This window comes from Paenibacillus dendritiformis, from assembly GCF_021654795.1.
Lineage (GTDB): Bacteria > Bacillota > Bacilli > Paenibacillales > Paenibacillaceae > Paenibacillus_B.
In genome coordinates this window covers 3,611,014-3,629,526 of record NZ_AP025344.1, presented here as the reverse complement: position 1 = coordinate 3,629,526, position 18,513 = coordinate 3,611,014, and the positions used below count along the sequence as shown (strand labels likewise).

Below are 18,513 nucleotides of genomic sequence, written 5' to 3'. Positions count from 1 at the left end.
AGAAACCATGTTTTTCAAGAAAATCGGCGTCATCGGCGGCGGTACAATGGGCCAAGGCATTGCGGAAATGCTTGCTGTCAAAGGCTTGGACGTGCTGTTGGTGGAAAAGTCGACAGAGAAGCTGGATCATGCCTACTCGATGATTGAAGCGAGTCTGGACAAACAATTGGAGAAATGGGCCATCACCCAGGCGGAGAAAAAACTGATCCTGTCCCGCATACATAAGGTGACGCATTTGGCGGAACTCGGAGGATGCGAATTGGTCATCGAGACGATCTCGGAGGATTTGGAAGCGAAAAAGCAAGTATTTGCGGAACTGGATCGCGTTTGCCCAAGCAATATTATTTTGGCAAGCAATACATCCACATTGTCTCTAACCGAACTGGCCAGCTCGACGAAATATCCGGATCGGGTTATCGGCATGCACTTTATTTATCCCGTCGCGAAGGTCGAGCTTGTGGAGATTATCCGCGGGCTGAAGACTTCGGACGCTACATTTAACGAAACGAAGCGCTTCGTCGAAGAGGTTGTGCAGAAGAAAGGCGTCATGGTCTATGAATCCCCGGGATTCGTGACGACGCGCGTGAGCTGCATTCTCATCAACGAGGCTCTTCATGTGCTGCAGGAAGGGGTCGCTTCGGCGGAAGATATCGACAACGCGATGCGTATCGGATACAATTTCCAATATGGGCCTTTGGAAATGGCGGACCGCTTCGGTCTGGATTCGGTATTGGCGGCCTTGGAACGCATGTTCCGCGAGTTCGGCGATATCAAATATCGTCCGTCCGTATTGTTGAAAAAGATGGTGCGAGCCGGCCACCTTGGTGTGAAGACGGGCGTCGGATTTTTCAAGTATGATAAGGATGGGGATCGACTATGAAAATACTTGTAATCAACGCGGGAAGCTCCTCGCTTAAATACCAACTGTACGATATGACGGACGAGTCGGTGTTGGCCGCAGGCCGGGTAGAGCGCATCGGGATGGATTCTTCCATCCTCGTGCATGAGCCGCACCATACGGAAGAGATCACGGAAGTCAGCGAGATTCTGGACCATACGACGGCCATCCGCAAAGTCTTGGACAAGCTGACCGACGCCGAAGTCGGCGTTCTGAAGTCGACCGGCGAGATCGATGCGGTCGGCCATCGCGTCGTGCACGGGGGCGAATCGTTCAAAAACTCGGTATTGGTCGATTCCGAGGTCAAAGCCGAGATTCGCCGCTTGTTCGATCTGGCGCCGCTGCATAATCCCGCCCATATGATGGGGATCAAGGCCGTGGAGGCGAATATGCCGAACGTGCCGCAATCCGTTGTGTTCGATACGGCTTTCCACCAGACGATGCCTGAGAAAGCATATATGTACGCCATTCCAAAAGTGCTGTACAAAAAGCACAAAATCCGCCGCTACGGCTTCCACGGCACATCGCATGATTATGTCAGCAAGCGCGCGGCCGAACTGATGGAGCGCCCGATCGAAGAGCTGAAAATCATCACGTGCCATATCGGGAACGGGGCCAGCCTGACGGCGGTCGACGGAGGCATCTCGGTCGATACGTCGATGGGGATGACGCCGCTTGAAGGTCTGATGATGGGTACGCGCAGCGGCGACCTAGACCCTGCGGTCGTTCCGTTCACGATGATGAAGGAAGACCTGACGGTCAATGAAGTCAATTCGATGCTGAACAAGCACAGCGGGCTGCTCGCAATCTCCGGCGTATCCAGCGATATGCGCGAGATTACGGACGGAATGGAAGCTGGCGAACCGAACTCGACGCTGGCGTTCGAAATGTACACATACCGCATGCGCAAGTATATCGGGGCCTATGCGGCCGCGATGGACGGCGTCGATGCGATCGTGTTTACCGCCGGCGTAGGCGAGAACTCGGTCGTTATCCGCCAGCATGTCTGCGAGAAGCTGACGTTCCTCGGCGTAGAGCTTGATCGGGAACTGAACAAGGTGCGTTCGAAGGAACCGCGCCGCATCTCGACGCCGGCTTCGAAGGTGGACGTATTCGTCATTCCGACCAATGAAGAGCTGATGATTGCCCGCGATACGTATCGATTGGTTCAACAATCCAAACAATCGTAAGGGAGAGACGAATGATGGCGACCACATGTGTCATCCGTGAAGTCAACCGCCATGTGGGCGAAGAAGTCCGCATCGGCGGCTGGCTGCATAACAAACGTTCCAGCGGCAAGATTCAATTTCTGCAGCTGCGGGACGGCACCGGGTTCATCCAAGGTGTCGTCGTGAAGAGCGAAGTGCCGGAAGAGGTATGGGAAGCGGCCAAGAGCTTGACGCAGGAGAGCTCTTTATATTTTACAGGGATCGTACGGGAAGAGCCGCGCTCCAAATCCGGCTATGAAATGACGGTAACCGGAGTCGAGATCATCCAATTGACGCAGGACTATCCGATTACGCCGAAGGAGCATGGGGTCGACTTCCTGATGGATCACCGCCATCTGTGGCTGCGGGCGCCAAGACAGCGCGCCATCCTGACGATTCGCGCCGAGATTATTCGCGCGGTGCAGCAATTTTTCGACGAGCATGGCTTTACGCTGGTCGATCCTCCGATCCTGACGCCTTCCTCTTGCGAAGGCACGACGGAGCTGTTCCATACGAAATATTTCGAAGAAGACGCGTTCCTGACCCAGAGCGGTCAGCTCTATATGGAAGCTGCCGCGATGGCGCTGAACAAGGTGTACTCCTTCGGACCGACCTTCCGCGCCGAGAAATCGAAAACCCGGCGCCACCTGATCGAGTTCTGGATGATCGAGCCGGAGATGGCCTTCGTGGATCATGAAGAGAATCTGCGGGTGCAGGAGCAATTCGTAGCTCATATCGTGCAGTCCGTGCTGAAGAACTGCCGCGCCGAGCTCGATACGCTCGGACGTGATGTCTCGAAGCTAGAGAAGGTGACAGCTCCGTTCCCGCGCATCACGTATGACGAAGCGATTCAATTTTTGCAGGAGCAAGGCCATGACATTCCGTGGGGCGAAGACTTCGGTGCGCCGCATGAGACGGCGATCGCGGAGAAATACGAGACGCCGGTGTTCATTACTCATTACCCGACCTCGATCAAGGCGTTCTATATGAAGCCGGATCCGAACCGTCCGGAAGTCGTGCTCTGCGCCGACATGATCGCGCCGGAAGGCTATGGCGAGATTATCGGCGGCTCGCAGCGGATCGACGATCCGGAGCTCATGAAGGAGCGCTTCCGCGAGCATGAACTGTCCGATGAAGCGTATCAGTGGTATCTTGACTTGAGAAAATACGGTTCCGTGCCTCATTCCGGCTTCGGTCTAGGACTGGAGCGCACGGTGGCGTGGATTTGCGGGCTTGAGCATGTTCGGGAGACAATTCCGTTCCCGCGCCTGTTGTACCGTCTTTATCCATAGAGGCCTGAACCATGGCCAGCTCCCCGTGTGCCGGGATGCGCGGCCTGATAGCTAGCACATGATCCCGTATCGCTTCGGTGATACGGGATTACTCTTAGATAAGTTCATGAATTTTTTGGAAACATTATCAATGTAAGCCTTACCAAATGCGTTCGTTTGTGCGACAATAAGGAGAGTATGTTGGGAAGAGGAGGTACCTTGGTGAGTGTAGACGGATTCCGGACCTTCGCCAAAGGGTTGGCGCTAGGCCTGCAATCGGGCAGCATTAGCGTGCCGTATCATTTGCTGCGTTATTACAAGCAATGGAAGTTGAGCGATTCGGATGTGATGCTGCTCATTCACCTCATCGGCTTCAAGCAGCAGGAGATGAAGGAGTTCCCGACAATCGACGAACTGCAGGAACGAATGGGAGCAGCTCCTGATGCGGTTATCAAATCGCTGCAGAAGCTGATGAAAGAAGGTTTTTTGAGCATAGACGACAACATCGATCCGGCGACGGATGTTCAGTATGAGCAGTACAATTTGAGCGGATTATGGGAAAAGCTCGCCTTGGCCGCCGCGGAGGAAATACGGGCGGAGCGGCAGCGGCTGCGGGCGGCGGCACCGCTGTCGGATGCGGAGCCGCCGAATCTGTTCAATATATTCGAGAAGGAATTCGGACGGCCTCTCTCCCCGATGGAGTGCGAGACGATCGCCGGCTGGATTGACGAAGACCGCTATCCGGAAGAGCTGATACTGCTGGCGCTGAAGGAAGCGGTATTCGCCGGCAAAGTGTATTTCCGCTACATCGATCGGATTTTGCTCGAGTGGAGCCGCAACCGCGTCCGCACCATCGAAGATGCCAAGGCGTACACGCAGCGGTTCCGTTCCAGCGGGAAGGTGCGCATCCCTTCCGACAGTTGACCATGAACCGCAGCCAAGAGCAGCTTCACCCGAACCCCCGGCGCCAATGAGGAAGACTCGTTGGCGCCGGGGGTATTGATGTTGGGGAAAGCCGCAGCCCAGGCTAGCGATGGCCGATGTCAATCCGCTCCTCCAGCAGCGCGAGCGCTTCCGCGACCGCTTCAGGATGGGTCACCGGCAGCATATGGTGCGCGCCGCGCACGGTCAGGAGCGCCGAGTGCGGGATGTCGCGGTGCAAGCGCAGCGACTGCAGCTCCGGCCGGTACGGCTCCTTGTCTCCGACCGCGATGACGGTCGGAACGGTCAGGGCCGGATACCGGGAAGACAGGTCCTCGGCAGTCTGCGAAAAGGAAAAGACATCCTCGCGATTGGCGCGAATCTGTGACGGACGGCACCACAGATCGTACGCGCGTTCCATATAGGCGGCGGGAACCGGCGCAGGCGCGAAGGCTCCCTTCGCCGACAGGGCCGCGAGGGGACGGGAGAGAGGCATCAGCAGCCCGCGCATAAGGATATCGCCTATGACGAGGGAGCGGATTCCCCGGTACAGAAGCGCGTCAAGCCGGCCGGCCGGATAGGCCTTCCCGCCATAGGCTGCCGGGGCGAGAAGCACGATGCCAGCCGCTTCGCCGGGATGGTTCAAGGCATAGGCAAGCGTCATCAGACCGCTCCAGGAATGGCCTACGATGATTGGCTTCTCCGCCCGCAGCGCTGTCAGCACCTGATGAAGCCATTCCGATTGCCGTGCCGGCGTCATCGCCACGCCGGGCTCCCGTTGGCTGTAACCGTAGCCCGGGCGATCCAGCGCGATGACATCGTAACGCCCGCGCAGGAGCGGAACGACAGCGTCGTAATCATGGAGCGACAATATGCCGCCGTGAAGCAGGACGACGGGGCGGCCGCTCCCTTCCCTCCGGTAGTGCACCTGCATGCCATTTATATTCATGATGTCATAAATCGGGGCTGACCGATACACTGTCATCGTCACGCCTTTGCACCTCCCTGCGCCGTTCCTGGTCCGCCGATGCCGTGCCACAATATCCGGACCATGTCCGGTACGACTCGGTCAAAATCAATTCGCTTCGGATCGATAATCCAGGAGATCATCAGGCCGTGGATGAGTGACTGAAGAAGAATCGCGAGCTTGTCTGCCGGGGCATCGGAGGCGATGATTCCGCCCTCTTGAAGCTGCTCGATATGGGCTTGGGCCAGATCCCAGATTCGCGTATATGCGGCTTGCAGGCGCCGCTTCACTTCAGGATCTCGCGACGCGGTCAGGAATTCAAAGAACAGGTACGCGGAACCGGTGCCGCTTTCCTGGGCGGGAAAGCGGGACCGGAGCATCCGGGCAGCCGCATCCGCCGGATCGCAGGCGGTGTCCGTCAATTGCCGGGCTTCGCGCGGAAGAAGCGCTTGCATCCGTTCCAGCTCGGCTTGGAGCAAGCCGAAGAACAGATCCTGCTTGCTGCTGAAATGCCAATAGACAGCCCCCTTCGTCAAGCCTGCCTCCGCCGCGATGATGTCGAGATTCGCGTTGGCATAGCCGTGCCCGGCAAAGATGTGCCGGGCGCTGTCCAGAATCCGCTGCCGCGTCTCCGGCTTCGTCCGCTCCGCATGCCTCGTTCCAGCATCCTCCGTCAGGAGCTCCATCATCTTCCGCTTGTCGCCCAAATGTCTGCGCACCGTCGTCCAATGGACACCGGCAGCCGCGGCAATATCCGCATACGTCAGCCGCTCGGCAGATCGTTCCGCAGCCAGTTTTCGCGCTGTTCGCACGATATGATCGTAAGAGCTCATAGGGATCGCGTCCTTTCCAGAGAATATAACAACAACATACTCATGGGTATGTTAATATGATACATAATGAGAGAAGAAAAGTAAACCAGGGTAAGGAAAACGCGAGCCGAAATAAAATACGTTTACCGCATTTATCATTTTGGTCTATGCGCTATGGGCACAGGAGAGGAGGCTTTGATGAGAGGGGGATAGCAGAGCGGCAAGATGATCGCAAGATTCCGTTCACGGACCTGACCGAAGGGGAGAATGGTGCAAAGGACCATGCAACCGTCCGCCAACGCGTGATCGGCATCTCATGCGGAGATCTTCCGCAGCGGCATCCGGATAAAGAGACGATCGCTTTGAAAGAGCCGTCTTGCAAAGCGATCGCAGGTGAAGCGCTATAATCCCACTGCTTTCATTCGATACACATGCTCGAACAGAAACTCGAACGCCTCGAGATGGCGCTTCGCCTCGAAGCAGTTGGCTCCCCAGGCGTAAATGCCGTGGTTGCGCAGCACGATGCCCGGAATCGCCGGATTGAGCTTGGCCGTAATGCAGGGGACGATGCTCGGAATATGAGCGTAGTTCGGAACGACCGGGATGTCGATTCGCGCATTTTCCTCCCAGATGTTGAACGCTTTGATAAGCTCCACGCCTTGAACGGGAATATACCCTTCCTCCCCATACATCTCGGACACGATATTGTTAAAAACCGTATGAATGTGAAAAATGGCGCCTGCCCCGGTTAACCGGTAAATCTCGCAATGGATAAGCGTCTCCGCGCTTGGGCGCCGCCGGGTCGCCTCACACGGCTGTCCGGCTTCATCCACGAACAGGAAGTCCTCTGGCGTATGTACGGACTTATCCATGCCGCTGGCCGTAATCGCGAAGTGAAAACGCCCTTCCTCCATATCCCCTGTGCGGACGGACAGATTTCCGCTCGTCCCGGGAAACCAATGACGCGCGGCGAATTGCTCCTTGATGCTGCGCAGCTCGGCAAGGGCGTGCTGTTTTTCCTCCATTGTTAACCGGATATCTATCATGAAGCCGAACCTCCCAGATGCTCGATAATATCATAAAACGTCTCGAACGGCGCATAAGGAAGATGCAGCTCTTCGCATTTGCTGATAAGCTGGGCCCGCGCATAGACGAACTCGACCAGCTTCGCTGCCGCGAAGTCCGTCACGCTGTCCCCGATAACGATCCGCTCATATTGTTCCTGCGGAAAGCGGCGGACGATGGTCGCCTTGCACATTCCGCACTGGTTCCGGCATGGCTCCCGGCAAGGATGAGGCCAGGTGATCCGAATCGATTCTCCGCTGAAGTCGCTGCCGTTGCAATAAATATGACTGGAAGGAATGCCGAACGGCTCAAGGAGCGGGTAGACGAAGAAATCGATGCCGCCGCTCGTGACGTACAGCTCGATTTCGCTGTCCCGGCAGAAGCGGACGAATTCCTCGAATCCCGGCCGGATCACGGCTTGTCCGAGAGCGAACCGGATGACTTCATCCCGCATCGACGACGGCAGCAGAGCGAACATTTGCCCGACGCCTTCGGAAATGGAAATTCGCTCCTCCAACACATCCTGGACAATTGGTTCCCAGCCCGGGGGGTTGAAGTGGCGGATAATGGCGATAATGTTGTCGTTTACGGTAATCGTGCCGTCAAAATCGCAGAAAATGATCCGTCGGCGGCTCTGGTTCACTGCTTCACCCCCCAAGCTTGAATCGCGGCCCGCAGCTCTTCCTGATCAGACGCGCGGCTCTCCAGGGTGTTCCCTTGCATGACGGCGTCAATCGCTTGCATGAATGCGCGCCCTCCGGCAGCGGTCCCGAGCGGATGCCCATGGATGCCTCCGCCTGCATTGACGACCACATCGGTGCCGAAGTCGCGAATGATAAGCGGCACGATGCCTGGGTGGATGCCTGCGGACGGAACCGGGAAGCTGCGCTGAAGCGCCAAATCTTGCCGGGTGAGCGCATCGCGGATGGCGAAAGTCTCCTCGGCCGGCATCGTAACGGAGGCGTATGGCGACGGAAACAGCACCAGATCCGCTCCGGCGAGCCGCATTAGCTTGCCGAGCAGGAGTTGGGCCGCGATGCCATGATGCGGCGATGGATACATGCTGCCCGCCATCGCCGGATGGGCGGCGATCGGCACGGATATATCCGGATCCGAGCTGAGGGCGTGCAGCACATCGAAGCCATAGGCCAGTACATTGAACAGGAAGGCGTTGGCTCCGGCTTCGATGGCGCGAAGCGCCTGATCGCGCAGCTTGAACGTCGGGCCGGTCAGATTGACCGCATACAGCAGCTTCCGGCCGGTCTGCTGGCCGACGGCATCGGCCGTCTCGATGCAGGCCTTGACCCGGCGCTCGATGGGCGTGAGCGGATTTTCAAACAGGATCTCGTCGTCTTTAATAATATTGACTCCGCCCAGCGCCTGCTGCCGGAATTGTTCCGCAAGAGCGGGCAGATCATAGCCGATGACCGATTTGAAAATGCTCATAAGAAGCGGCCGATCATGCACATCGACCAGCTTCCGGATCCCGTCGAGGCCGAACTTCGGTCCGGGGAACGCGTGCTTGAACGCATCGGACCATTCGATGTCCATCAGCTTGATGCGTCCATCCATGGACAGCTTGCCGAACAGCGTCACGAGCAAGGCAGGCAGATCCCGGCTGTAATTGACGTCGGGATAGGCGATTGTAATATCCGCATACCGCTCGCCCGGAATGTCGGATTCGACCGGCACGACAGAGAGGACTTGTCCCAGATGCTTGGCCATATCGGCTTTTTGCGCTTCCGGCAGCTCGGTCCAGCTGCCGACCGTCATGCCGACGGCGATGCTTTCCGCCTTGCTGGCGAAATCGGCCCGATCGTCATAAATGCGATACGTGGCGGTGCAATGTGCTTTCAAAATGTCTCCCTCCCAATTTGTTCTCCCATCTCTTGCGCGCGGGACTCCGCGCGGTGTATGGCGGAACGAAGCGCCTGCCGGAATTGGTGCTTCTCCAGCGTCTCGATCGCTGCAGCGGTCGTCCCTCCGGGAGAGGTCACCTTGCGCCGCAGCTCAGCCGGCTCTTCTCCGGTCAGGCGGACCATCTCGGCCGCGCCCCGGACGGTCTGCACGGTCAACTCGCGCGCTTGCTCCTCGGATAGCCCGCCGTCAACGCCCGCCGCGATCATCGCTTCCATTAAATAGTATACATAGGCCGGTCCGCTTCCGGATAGCCCGGTAATGATATTCATATCATGCTCGGCCACCACGGTGGCATAGCCTATGGCCTGCAGCAGATGGAGCGCGGCTTCTTGATGTTCCGCGGACGTCTCATCCGACCAGCAGACACCGGTCGCGCCGAGACCGATCGAGCTGGATGTATTCGGCATCGTACGCACGACGGGAATCGGCCCTGCGATGCGCTGCATCGTGGCGATCGGGAGTCCGGCGACGACGGAGAGCAGGAGGGCGCCCGGCCGGAGGCAGGTCTTCAGCTCGGCGAGCGCGCCCGCGGCATCTTTTGGCTTGACGGCGAGCAGGACGATATCGGCCGCCCGCAGAATACCCGTTTTGCCCAGCGGGGAGTTATCGGCAGCGACGCCGTAGCGCCGCCGCAGCTCCTCCAGCCGATCGGTATTGCTCCGGTTCACGACCGCGATCCGGTCCGGCGCAATCAGCCGCTTCTCCGTCAGGCCGCGAATAATCGCTTCCGCCATGGAACCGGCTCCGTAAATGCCGATGCGAAGCGAGCGGAACGAGTCGGTTATTTGTGTATGTCTATTTTCCATCAGTATCATTCCTCTCTCTTCCTATCCCTATCGATTCGCAATGTTTGTCTCTTTTAAGAGCGAATTTGTCCTGTTCCGTAGATCCGGTACTTGCTAGAGGTGAGTGCCGGCAATCCCATCGGACCGCGGGCATGCAGCTTCTGGGTGCTGATGCCGATCTCGGCGCCGAAGCCGAATTCGAATCCGTCGGTGAAGCGGGTCGATGCGTTATGATAGACGGCCGCAGCGTCCACCTCCTGCAGGAATCGCTCGGCCTGCTTAGCATTTTCCGTGACGATGCACTCGGAATGCATCGTGCCGTATCGCGCAATATGCTCCAGCGCGGCATCGAGGGAATCAACGATACGCACATTGAGGATGTAATCGTTGTATTCAGTCGCATAATCCGCTTCGGCGGCTGACTTCACCGATGGATCCAGGGCTTGCGTGCGCTCGCAGCCCCGCAGCTCTACATCCCGGGCGCGCATCTGGTCCAGTAGCGCACGCAGATGGCGCTCCGCATACGCCTGATGCACGAGCAGCGTCTCCATGGCGTTGCATACGGATGGACGCTGAGCCTTCGCATTGACGGCAATCGCTTCGGCCATCTCCGTACGGGCCGACTCATCGATGTACGTATGGCAGATGCCGGCACCCGTCTCGATTACCGGCACGGTGGCATTTTGCACAACATTCTGAATCAGCGAAGCGCCCCCGCGCGGGATGACGACGTCGAGCAGTCCGTTCAATTTCAGCATCTCATCTACCGAGGATCGGTCCGGACTCTCGATCAATTGCAGCGCATCCGCCGGCAGCGCCGTCGCGGCCAGCGCCTCGTGCAGGACGGCGACGATGCGCTTGTTCGATTCCATCGCGGCCGAGCCGCCCCGCAGGACCACCGCGTTCCCGGTCTTCAGACAAAGACCGGCCGCATCGACCGTGACATTCGGTCGCGCTTCATAGATCATGCCGATGACGCCGAGCGGGACCCGTATTTTCTCAATCCGGAGGCCATTCGGACGGGTAAACGTCTCCAGCACGTCGCCCACAGGATCGGGCAGGGCGGCAATCTGGCGCAGACCTTCCGCCATCGCTTCGATCCGGTCGCTGTTCAGCGCCAGCCGATCGAGCAGGGAAGGGGAGGTGCCTTGCTGCCGGCCGTTCTCCACGTCCTTCGCATTGGCTTCGATAATGGAGCGCTCTTGCTCCCGCAGCTTATCCGCCATTTGCAGCAGCGCGGCATTTTTCTCCTCCGTGGTCAGCCGGTTCATGATCTGGGCCGCTTGCTTCGCCAGACCGGCTTTGTTACGCACTTCACTCATCGTAGTTCCTCCTTATCAAAATCAGCTTTGCCGGAACATCAGGAACGCAACGTAACCCATTCGTCGCGGTGAATGACCTCGATCCGGTGCACCTCCATGCGCTTCATCACTTCATCGCTTGACCAGCCGGCCGCCGTCCGCAGCTGATCGGAATCGTAATTGACGATGCCTCTGCCGATTAGCCGCTCATCGGGGCCGGTGACTTCGACGACGTCTCCGGAATGGAATTCGCCCTCGATTGAACGAACGCCGGCGGGCAGCAGGCTGGACCCTCTGGCCAGCAGCGCCTCCTCCGCCCCGGCATCGACGCCGATGCGGCCATGCGCCGTCGAATGGAAGCCGAGCCACTGCTTCTTCATCGGCAGCGCGTGGAAATGGGTGTCGAAATAAGTTCCCTTTCCGTCACCGTCCACCGCGCGCGGAAGATCGCCCGGTTCATTCACCTTGCCGACGAAGGCGGGGACGCCCCCGCGCATGGCGATGCGCGCCGCGTCCAGCTTGGAGCGCATGCCGCCCGTGCCAACGGAAGAGCCGGCCCCTCCGGCATACGCGTACAGATCCTCATTAATTTCCTCGACCCGGTCGAAGCGGGTCGCTCCGGGATTGGTCCGCGGGTCGGCGGTATACAAGCCGTCCGTGTCGGTGACGATGATGAGCCGGTCCGCGTGAACCAGATTGGCGACGAGCGCGGAGAGCGTGTCGTTATCGCCGAATTTGAGTTCCTCGACCGACACGGTATCATTCTCATTAATAATCGGGACAACATCCCGGGCCAGCAATTCCTGGAGCGTCATATACGCATTATGCCCCCGGCGGCGGTTCGCGAAGTCGGAACGGGTGAGCAAAATTTGTGCCGCAGGCACTCCATGCATCTGCAGCTCCTCTTGGTATGCCTGCATCAGCAGAGCTTGCCCGACCGCAGCGGCCGCCTGCTTCTCATGAAGCTGCTTGGGCCGCTCCCGGTAGCCGATATGCCGGAAGCCGGCCGCCACCGCTCCGGAGGTGACCAGCACCACCTGAGCGCCGCGTTGGCGCATGGCAATGATCTCTTGGACGTAGAAGGAGACCCGATCGCGATCGAGGCCGCCATTGTCCGACGTAAGGGAACTGCTTCCGATTTTCATTACGATGCGTTGCAATTCAATCACTTCCTGCCGTTATACTGCGTGCTTTATGCTTTTGCTGCGGAATAAAAAAAACTTCCGTCCTATAAAGGACGAAAGTCGATCTTCCGCGGTACCACCTTTGTTGAAGACGGATGTGTCTCCTGCGGCTGACAGCCAGCGCAGCCAGACGCTGCCGCTGCTCAATGGCCTTCCGCGGGATTCCTCCGCTTCCTGCTTCCTGCCGATAACGGGGCTGCCGTTCAGCTTCGCGACGCATCGCTTACGCTGACCGCTCAAGGATAGGTTCCGCAACGGTCAACGGCGGTGCTTGCAGCCGGGGCATCCGCTCTCTGGGCATGACTTGGTTACGTACTGGTCCTGTCATCGCGTTCCATGTATCCGGCGCCTGCCGTCCATGCGGCGGCGCGGTTACCCTTAGAATACCATGCGATTCCGAGACGTGTAAAGCGGGGGATAGCACCGGAATGTCACCGCCGGGCGGAGTCGTGTCCACCACATGAGTTCGGAAGCCGTCTCAGCCGCCGAACAGACCAAGCGATCCGATGCGCTCTGCCGCCTCGATCAGCCGTTCCTCCGGCGCCAGCAGGCCGAGCCGGACATAGCCTTCGCCGTGCCCGCCGAAGCCGATCCCCGGCGCTGTGACGACATTCGCCTGCTCCAGCAGCAGATCGGCGAACGATGCCGACGTAAATCCGGCAGGCACCGGGAGCCAACAGAAAAAGGAGCCGGCTGGCGGCTGCGCGATCCAGCCGATGCGGTGCAGCTCCGCGTAGAGCGCATTGCGCCGCGCTTCATAGGCAGCGCACAGTTCCCTGACGCAGTCCTGCGGTCCGGTCAGTGCGGCTGCCGCCGCGGCCTGCACCGCGCCGAACAGGCTGACGTACATATGGTCCTGCATCAGATTGATGAGCCGGATGATCTCGGCGTTGCCCACGGCGAAAGCGACGCGCCAGCCGGCCATATTGTAGGTTTTGGACATCGTATAGAATTCGACACCGACATCCTTCGCTCCCGGCACTTCCAGGAAGCTGATCGGCCGGCGGCCGCCGAAGCCGATCGCGCCATAGGCGAAATCGCTCGCCACGATAATCCCGTTCCGCTCGGCGAAGCGAATCGTCTCTTCGTAGAACGGGCGATCCGCGACAGCGGATGTCGGGTTGTTCGGGTAATTGAGGAACATCAGCTTCGCCCGTTCCAGACCGGCGGCGTCAACCCGCTCATAGTCCGGCAAATACCCGTTCTCCTCAAGCAGCGGCATCATAACCATCTCGGCGCCGGCCAAGGCTACGCCGGACCAGTAATCCGGATAGCCGGGATCCGGAACAAGACATACGTCGCCCGGGTTGAGCAGAATTTGGCTGATTTCCACGAGCCCGGTCTTGCCGCCGAACAGAACGGCGACCTCGGAATCCGGGTCCAGGTCGACGCCGTAATCGGCCAAGTACCGCTCGGCGACCGCCTCCTTGAGGAAGCGGTAGCCCTGGAACGGGGGATAGCGATGATATAACGGATTGGCGGCCGCTTCCTGCAGGGCGGCGACGATATGCGAAGCCGTCGGCAGATCGGGATTGCCTTGCCCGAGATTAATCACGTCATGACCGGCGGCGATTCTCGCTTGAGCCCGCGCTACCAGAGCGGCGAAGAACTGCTTCGGCAGACCGTTCATCCGGTCGGCCGGCACGATTGCAGGTATATTAGACTTCATCGGAATTCACTCCAGACACATATATCGCCAAGCGCGAAGATTAACGATAATTTAGCATGTTTTGCCGGAAGTGTATACCTCTTTTTGATCGAAGAACAGGAATCGGCCGTCCCGGGGGTCAATTGCTGGATGGCGTCACTTGCCGCGGGGACGCCGGGGCAAGCAGTTTCTGCATGAACGGCTTCACGTTGGCCGAGATGCGCAGCAGGAACGGCTTGCGCTGCTCGGAGAAGACAAGAAGCAGCGGGTCCTTGTCCGGGCAATAGATTAAGAAAATATCTTTCGTCTTCAGTTCAGCGGACGCAAGCTTGATCGCAACGGGCGCTTCGAGCGGGATCCGGACGATATATCCGCAGCGGCTGTCGATGGTTAACTGGGGAGCGGGCCCCGTAACCGACTGGAGCCATTCCCGGGCGGCCGCCTGATGTTCTTCCTGGTTCGGAATCGTCTTAATAATGCGTTCCTGCTGCATGTCGAACAGCTGGACTGGAGGAACCTTCGTTGACGGGGCGGTGTTCCCGGTCTCGAATTGGGCAGGAAATGCGCCGGTGACGCCGGCCCAAGCGAACGCCCCGATCAGGAGCGCGGCCGCCGCGGCTTGAAGTGCTTGTCTTATCATAAGGAAAACTCCTTTCTTTTTGATGCCATAATCGGGTAGTTCGGAAAGTCCTGTGTGAACACGAACTTATAGACCTTCTATAGTGTGTCCGGCTTGACTCCATTCCATGAAAAGGTATCATGAAGGAAAGTGTGGAAAAACAGGTCAGAGCGAAGGAGCGTGTCAATCGAATGAAGCCGGATGAATGGAGAATATGCCTCATTCAAATGGATGTCAGCATCGGAGAGCCGGAGCGCAACGCGGATCGCGTAAAGCGCCGCATCGAGCAAGTGATGAACCGTTCGGGCGGCCCGCCTGACGTCATCGTCCTCCCGGAGATGTGGAATACCGGCTATGCGTTGGAAAAGCTCGATCAATTGGCCGATCCGGGAGGGGAAGCGGCGCGGGAGCTCCTGTCGGCATTATCGGCCCGGCATGAAGTGAATATTATCGGCGGATCCGTGTCGGTGCGCGAAGGAAGCCGCTTCTATAACCGGCTGTATGTAACGGACCGCCAGGGCCGGGTTGCGGCTCACTACGACAAGACTCATCTGTTCCGCTTGATGGATGAGCATTCGTATCTGACTGCGGGAGACATGCCGGGCCGCTTTGAATTGGACGGCGTGGCGTGCGGCGCCATCATTTGCTATGATCTGCGCTTCCCCGAGCTGGCGCGCACGTTGGCTCTCGATGGCGCGGAGGTGCTGTTCGTGCCCGCCCAGTGGCCGCATCCGCGGCTTCACCATTGGCGCACGCTGCTGACGGCCCGGGCGATCGAGAATCAGATGTTCGTCGCCGCCTGCAATCGGGTGGGCGCGAGCACAGGAGCGGACGGAACCGAATCCGCCTTCTTCGGCCATTCGGTCGTGCTTGATCCTTGGGGAGAGACCATCGCGGGAGCGGGAGAAGAAGAGACGGATATTTACGCGGATATCCCGCTGTCATCCGTCCAGGATGTTCGCCGCCGCATACCGGTATTCGCGGATCGGCGTGAAGCCTTATACCGCGGAAGCGGGCAGCCCGTGTCCGCCGAGGAGCGGACATGAGCACGCCCCCGCGCTCAAGCCGGCATGGCGGGAAGCGCCAGGGCGGGGCCCGGCGGACGCTCATCATCCTGGCCTCGGCGCTGCTTGCGGCCGCCGTCGGGATCGGAGCCTGGATCGCCCTTCAGCCTCAGGCAGGAACGGCGGGAGGGCCCGATACAGGTTCCGGCGGCCCTTCGTCTCCGGGGGGGAAGGGAGGAGGGAACGATGGAGCAGCCGCCCGACAGGAGAAGGAGAGGGAGCAGGAGAAGGCATTCATTGAACAGACGCTGTCTGGCATGTCGCTCGATGAGCGGATTAGCCAAATGCTGATGGTGGATTTGGAGGCGGTCGAACGGGAAGCCGGCAGCGTCCAACTGGAGGAAGCGGTGCGGCAGCTCCGGCCTGGCGGGATCATTCTCTTCCGCCCCGATATGCCGGACATCTCCACGGTACTGGCGCTGAACCGCCGCTTGCAGCAGACGGCCGCCATCCCGCTATGGATCAGCACCGATCAGGAAGGCGGCATCGTCACGCGGCTGCCCTTCGCCTCCCCATTGAACGGGAATATGGCAATCGGCGCGACGGGGCGTGCGGAAGCGGCCGCGGAGACCGGGTCGACTCTCGGCGAGATGCTCGCCAAGCTGGACATCAATCTCGACTTCGCGCCGGTCGCCGACATCAACAGCAATCCGGACAATCCGGTCATTGGCCTCCGCTCATTCGGATCGGATCCGGAGCAGGTTGCGGACTTCGTCACCTCGTTCATCGGCGGCATGCATTCCGCCGGGCTGCCTGCGGTAGCCAAGCATTTCCCCGGCCACGAGCGACCGATTCGCATATCGGGCTGCCGAAGCTCGATTACGGTCTCTCTCGCTTCGAGTCCGTCGAATGGGTGCCGTTCCGGGCCGCGATAGCGGGAGGCGTCGATGCCATTATGAGCGCGCATATTCAAGTACCGCAGCTGGAAGCGGCGGCAGCCGTCTCGAAGCTGGATGGGAAGCCGATTACGCTTCCGGCGACTTTGTCGCCGCGCATCTTGACCGGCGTGCTCCGCGAACAGCTTGGGTTCCAGGGGGTCATCGTAACGGATGCGCTCAATATGAAGGCCATCGCCGATCACTTCGGGAGCGAGGAAGCGGCGGTCATGGCGGTAAAGGCAGGGGCGGACATGCTTCTGATGCCGCCGGAGCCGGCCGCGGCGGTGGACGCGATACACCGGGCGGTGGACGCCGGCGAGCTTGAGCCTGCCCGGATTGACGACAGCGTCCGCCGAATATTGCGAATGAAGCGGAAGTACGGCCTGCTTCCCGACACCGCCTCCCCGCCCGGCGCGCTGGAGGACGCAATCCAGGAGGCCGAGGCGTATTTCCAATCCGGCTCGGCGGAAGAGACGGCCGATCGCATCGCGTCCGAAGCGGCAACCGTGTGGGGGACGGCAGTGAAGAAGAATTTGCCGCTGCTTCGCGGAGACGGCCGCCGCATCATCCTTATCGGAGATAACCGGACGGCGCTGGAACGCGTTCAGCGCGAGATCGTAGCAGCCGCTTCCTCCATGTCAGGGGGCAGCATCCGGGTTGACGCACGGGCGCCGGCGGACGCTCCATCGCCGCGGCAATGGCCGGACGGGGCGATCGCGGTCTGGGTGGCGCAGGACCTGCATCATGATCGGGACAGCGCGGAGAAGGCAAGCAGCTGGTTCCAGGCCGCTGGGGAGCACGGCATTGCGGCCGCCGTACTGTCCGTCGGAACTCCGTACGATATGACCGAACTGCCGGATATCCCGCTCGGGATCGCCGTCTACGGGACGACGCCCAGCAATCTCCGCGCCGGCGTCCAGGCGCTGTTCTCCGCCGAACCGCCCTCAGGCAAGCTGCCGGTCGCGCTGCCACAGACAGACATACAGCCCCGAACCGTCACTAGCGGTCTCGGGGCTGTTCTTCATTTACCGCGCTTCGGAACGGCTGCCGAACCGTTCGGCCACCGCCGTCTTCAAGGTCTGCATGAAGGCCGATGCCGCATGCGACATATAGCGCCCTTCGCGATAGGCGATGACAAGGGTGCGGGCGGGACGTCCGGCCAGCGGCAGGTAGGCGGGGACGAATTCGATCCGCGGCGCCCGCGCGATGAAGGCGGGGACGAGCGCGACGCCCATTCCGGCGGCGACCAGCGATTGCACGGTCTCGATATTGCTGCTCTCGAATACGGCATTCGGCCGGAATCCGGCCTGCTCGCACAGATCCATCGTCAGCTGCCGGAAGCCCTGTCCCCGCTTCAACAGGATGAACGGCTCATCCTGCAGGGAAGCGAGCGGAACGGCGTCGGCGGGAGCTCCGCTCTTGGGCAGAAGGGGATGATCGTTCGGGACGGCAAGCAGAATCTCCTCGTCGACGAGCGGCTCGCAGGTGAGGGCCGGATCGGTCAACGGCAGCGAGAGCAGGCAAAGATCGTTTTTTCCTTGAGCCGTCATCCGCTCCAGGTTGGAGGTCGATGTATCCTCCACGAGCACGAGCTCGATATCCGGGTAGATGGAATGGAACGAAGGAAGGACGTGAGGGAGCAGGTGCGAGCCCGTAATCGGCATCGTCCCGATGACGACCTTGCCTTTTTTCGTCTGGCTGATATCGGCCATTTCGCTTTTTAATTGCTCCATCGCGTCCCATATTTTCTGAGCGCGATCGACGAAAATCTCGCCGGCATGCGTTAGCTCGACCGAATTGGTCGTGCGGCGGAACAGCAGCACGCCGATTTCCTTCTCCAGCTTGGACAGCTGCTGGCTAAGCGAGGGCTGGGCGATATGCAGCTTCTCGGCTGCCCGCGAGAAATTGCGCTCCTGGGCAATCTGAACCGCATATTGTAGTTGCCGGAATTCCATAGTGCGTCCTCCTAAGG

At 59.6% G+C, this 18,513-nt stretch carries 20 protein-coding genes and 1 pseudogene; 9 read left to right on the top strand and 12 right to left on the bottom strand.

Annotation, left to right across the window (positions count from 1 at the left end; translation table 11 throughout):
* Positions 1 to 7: 7 nt before the first annotated feature.
* From L6439_RS15975 to L6439_RS15960, 4 genes are all read left to right on the top strand, one after another.
* Positions 8 to 880 (top strand): 3-hydroxyacyl-CoA dehydrogenase family protein, encoded by an 873-nt coding sequence (locus L6439_RS15975; protein WP_168181348.1) that lies wholly within the window; start codon positions 8 to 10, stop codon positions 878 to 880.
* Positions 877 to 2,088, top strand: a complete 1,212-nt coding sequence (locus L6439_RS15970) for an acetate kinase (RefSeq protein WP_168181349.1) — start codon at positions 877 to 879, stop codon at positions 2,086 to 2,088. Before L6439_RS15975 ends, L6439_RS15970 begins: the two co-directional genes overlap by 4 nt.
* A gap of 14 nt (positions 2,089 to 2,102) precedes the next feature.
* A complete protein-coding gene (gene asnS / locus L6439_RS15965) occupies positions 2,103 to 3,398 on the top strand; it encodes an asparagine--tRNA ligase (protein ID WP_168181350.1) in 1,296 nt (431 codons plus the stop codon).
* Positions 3,399 to 3,599: 201 nt separating this feature from the next.
* Positions 3,600 to 4,301, top strand: a complete 702-nt coding sequence (locus L6439_RS15960) for a DnaD domain-containing protein (protein WP_168181351.1) — start codon at positions 3,600 to 3,602, stop codon at positions 4,299 to 4,301.
* A gap of 103 nt (positions 4,302 to 4,404) precedes the next feature.
* Here L6439_RS15960 and L6439_RS15955 read toward each other — a convergent pair whose 3' ends face one another.
* Positions 4,405 to 5,283, bottom strand: coding sequence for an alpha/beta fold hydrolase (locus L6439_RS15955; protein ID WP_237096929.1), 879 nt, complete (start codon positions 5,281 to 5,283; stop codon positions 4,405 to 4,407).
* 2 nt (positions 5,284 to 5,285) lie between these two features.
* On the bottom strand, positions 5,286 to 6,098 hold the full coding sequence (locus L6439_RS15950) for a TetR/AcrR family transcriptional regulator (RefSeq protein ID WP_213468251.1): 813 nt from the start codon (positions 6,096 to 6,098) through the stop codon (positions 5,286 to 5,288).
* Positions 6,099 to 6,154: 56 nt separating this feature from the next.
* On the opposite strand from L6439_RS15950, the gene L6439_RS15945 reads away from it, so the two are divergent.
* Positions 6,155 to 6,484 (top strand): hypothetical protein, encoded by a 330-nt coding sequence (locus L6439_RS15945; protein ID WP_213468252.1) that lies wholly within the window; start codon positions 6,155 to 6,157, stop codon positions 6,482 to 6,484.
* Here L6439_RS15945 and mtnB read toward each other — a convergent pair.
* Genes mtnB through proB form a run of 6 tightly spaced genes read right to left on the bottom strand, consistent with a single transcriptional unit; the run spans position 6,479 to position 12,293 of the window.
* Positions 6,479 to 7,123, bottom strand: coding sequence for a methylthioribulose 1-phosphate dehydratase (gene mtnB / locus L6439_RS15940; RefSeq protein WP_213468253.1), 645 nt, complete (start codon positions 7,121 to 7,123; stop codon positions 6,479 to 6,481). The genes L6439_RS15945 and mtnB overlap by 6 nt on opposite strands.
* A complete protein-coding gene (locus L6439_RS15935; protein ID WP_213468254.1) occupies positions 7,120 to 7,785 on the bottom strand; it encodes a 2-hydroxy-3-keto-5-methylthiopentenyl-1-phosphate phosphatase in 666 nt (221 codons plus the stop codon). Before L6439_RS15935 ends, mtnB begins: the two co-directional genes overlap by 4 nt.
* Positions 7,782 to 8,999 carry a 2,3-diketo-5-methylthiopentyl-1-phosphate enolase gene (locus L6439_RS15930; protein ID WP_213468255.1) on the bottom strand — a complete coding sequence of 406 codons (1,218 nt, stop codon included), beginning with the start codon at positions 8,997 to 8,999 and terminating at the stop codon, positions 7,782 to 7,784. The genes L6439_RS15935 and L6439_RS15930 overlap by 4 nt, the downstream gene beginning before the upstream one ends.
* Positions 8,996 to 9,877: a pyrroline-5-carboxylate reductase gene (gene proC / locus L6439_RS15925; RefSeq protein ID WP_213468256.1), complete on the bottom strand. Its 882-nt coding sequence runs from the start codon at positions 9,875 to 9,877 to the stop codon at positions 8,996 to 8,998. Before proC ends, L6439_RS15930 begins: the two co-directional genes overlap by 4 nt.
* Positions 9,878 to 9,921: 44 nt before the next feature.
* Positions 9,922 to 11,169, bottom strand: coding sequence for a glutamate-5-semialdehyde dehydrogenase (locus L6439_RS15920; protein WP_213468257.1), 1,248 nt, complete (start codon positions 11,167 to 11,169; stop codon positions 9,922 to 9,924).
* Positions 11,170 to 11,207: 38 nt separating this feature from the next.
* Entirely contained in the window at positions 11,208 to 12,293 is a 1,086-nt protein-coding gene (proB, locus tag L6439_RS15915; RefSeq protein ID WP_420540597.1) for a glutamate 5-kinase, read from the bottom strand.
* A 121-nt stretch (positions 12,294 to 12,414) separates the two neighbouring features.
* Between proB and L6439_RS15910 the strand changes: the two genes are divergently transcribed.
* Entirely contained in the window at positions 12,415 to 12,564 is a 150-nt protein-coding gene (locus tag L6439_RS15910; RefSeq protein ID WP_168181361.1) for a hypothetical protein, read from the top strand.
* A gap of 246 nt (positions 12,565 to 12,810) precedes the next feature.
* Here the strand turns inward: L6439_RS15910 and L6439_RS15905 are convergent, their stop codons facing one another.
* Positions 12,811 to 14,001, bottom strand: a complete 1,191-nt coding sequence (locus tag L6439_RS15905) for a pyridoxal phosphate-dependent aminotransferase (RefSeq protein WP_213468259.1) — start codon at positions 13,999 to 14,001, stop codon at positions 12,811 to 12,813.
* Between the two features lie 118 nt (positions 14,002 to 14,119).
* On the bottom strand, positions 14,120 to 14,620 hold the full coding sequence (locus L6439_RS15900) for a type IV secretion system protein VirB6 (protein ID WP_213468260.1): 501 nt from the start codon (positions 14,618 to 14,620) through the stop codon (positions 14,120 to 14,122).
* A 170-nt stretch (positions 14,621 to 14,790) separates the two neighbouring features.
* Here L6439_RS15900 and L6439_RS15895 point away from each other — a divergent pair, with 170 nt between their 5' ends.
* The 3 genes and pseudogenes from L6439_RS15895 to L6439_RS29355 all read left to right on the top strand — a co-directional run.
* Positions 14,791 to 15,645, top strand: a complete 855-nt coding sequence (locus L6439_RS15895) for a carbon-nitrogen family hydrolase (protein WP_213468427.1) — start codon at positions 14,791 to 14,793, stop codon at positions 15,643 to 15,645.
* The gene (locus tag L6439_RS29360; RefSeq protein ID WP_269155946.1) at positions 15,642 to 16,538 is read left to right on the top strand and encodes a glycoside hydrolase family 3 N-terminal domain-containing protein; all 897 of its coding nucleotides are present in this window, start codon (positions 15,642 to 15,644) and stop codon (positions 16,536 to 16,538) included. The genes L6439_RS15895 and L6439_RS29360 overlap by 4 nt, the downstream gene beginning before the upstream one ends.
* A pseudogene (locus L6439_RS29355) lies at positions 16,463 to 16,846 on the top strand (glycoside hydrolase family 3 N-terminal domain-containing protein); the annotation flags it as partial. The gene L6439_RS29360 and the pseudogene L6439_RS29355, both read left to right, overlap by 76 nt.
* Here the strand turns inward: L6439_RS29355 and L6439_RS29350 are convergent.
* Both L6439_RS29350 and L6439_RS15885 read right to left on the bottom strand, forming a co-directional pair.
* Positions 16,741 to 17,109, bottom strand: coding sequence for a hypothetical protein (locus tag L6439_RS29350; protein WP_269155945.1), 369 nt, complete (start codon positions 17,107 to 17,109; stop codon positions 16,741 to 16,743). The pseudogene L6439_RS29355 and the gene L6439_RS29350 sit on opposite strands and share 106 nt — an antisense overlap.
* A 457-nt stretch (positions 17,110 to 17,566) precedes the next feature.
* Entirely contained in the window at positions 17,567 to 18,496 is a 930-nt protein-coding gene (locus L6439_RS15885; RefSeq protein WP_168181365.1) for a LysR family transcriptional regulator, read from the bottom strand.
* Between the last annotated feature and the right edge of the window lie 17 nt (positions 18,497 to 18,513).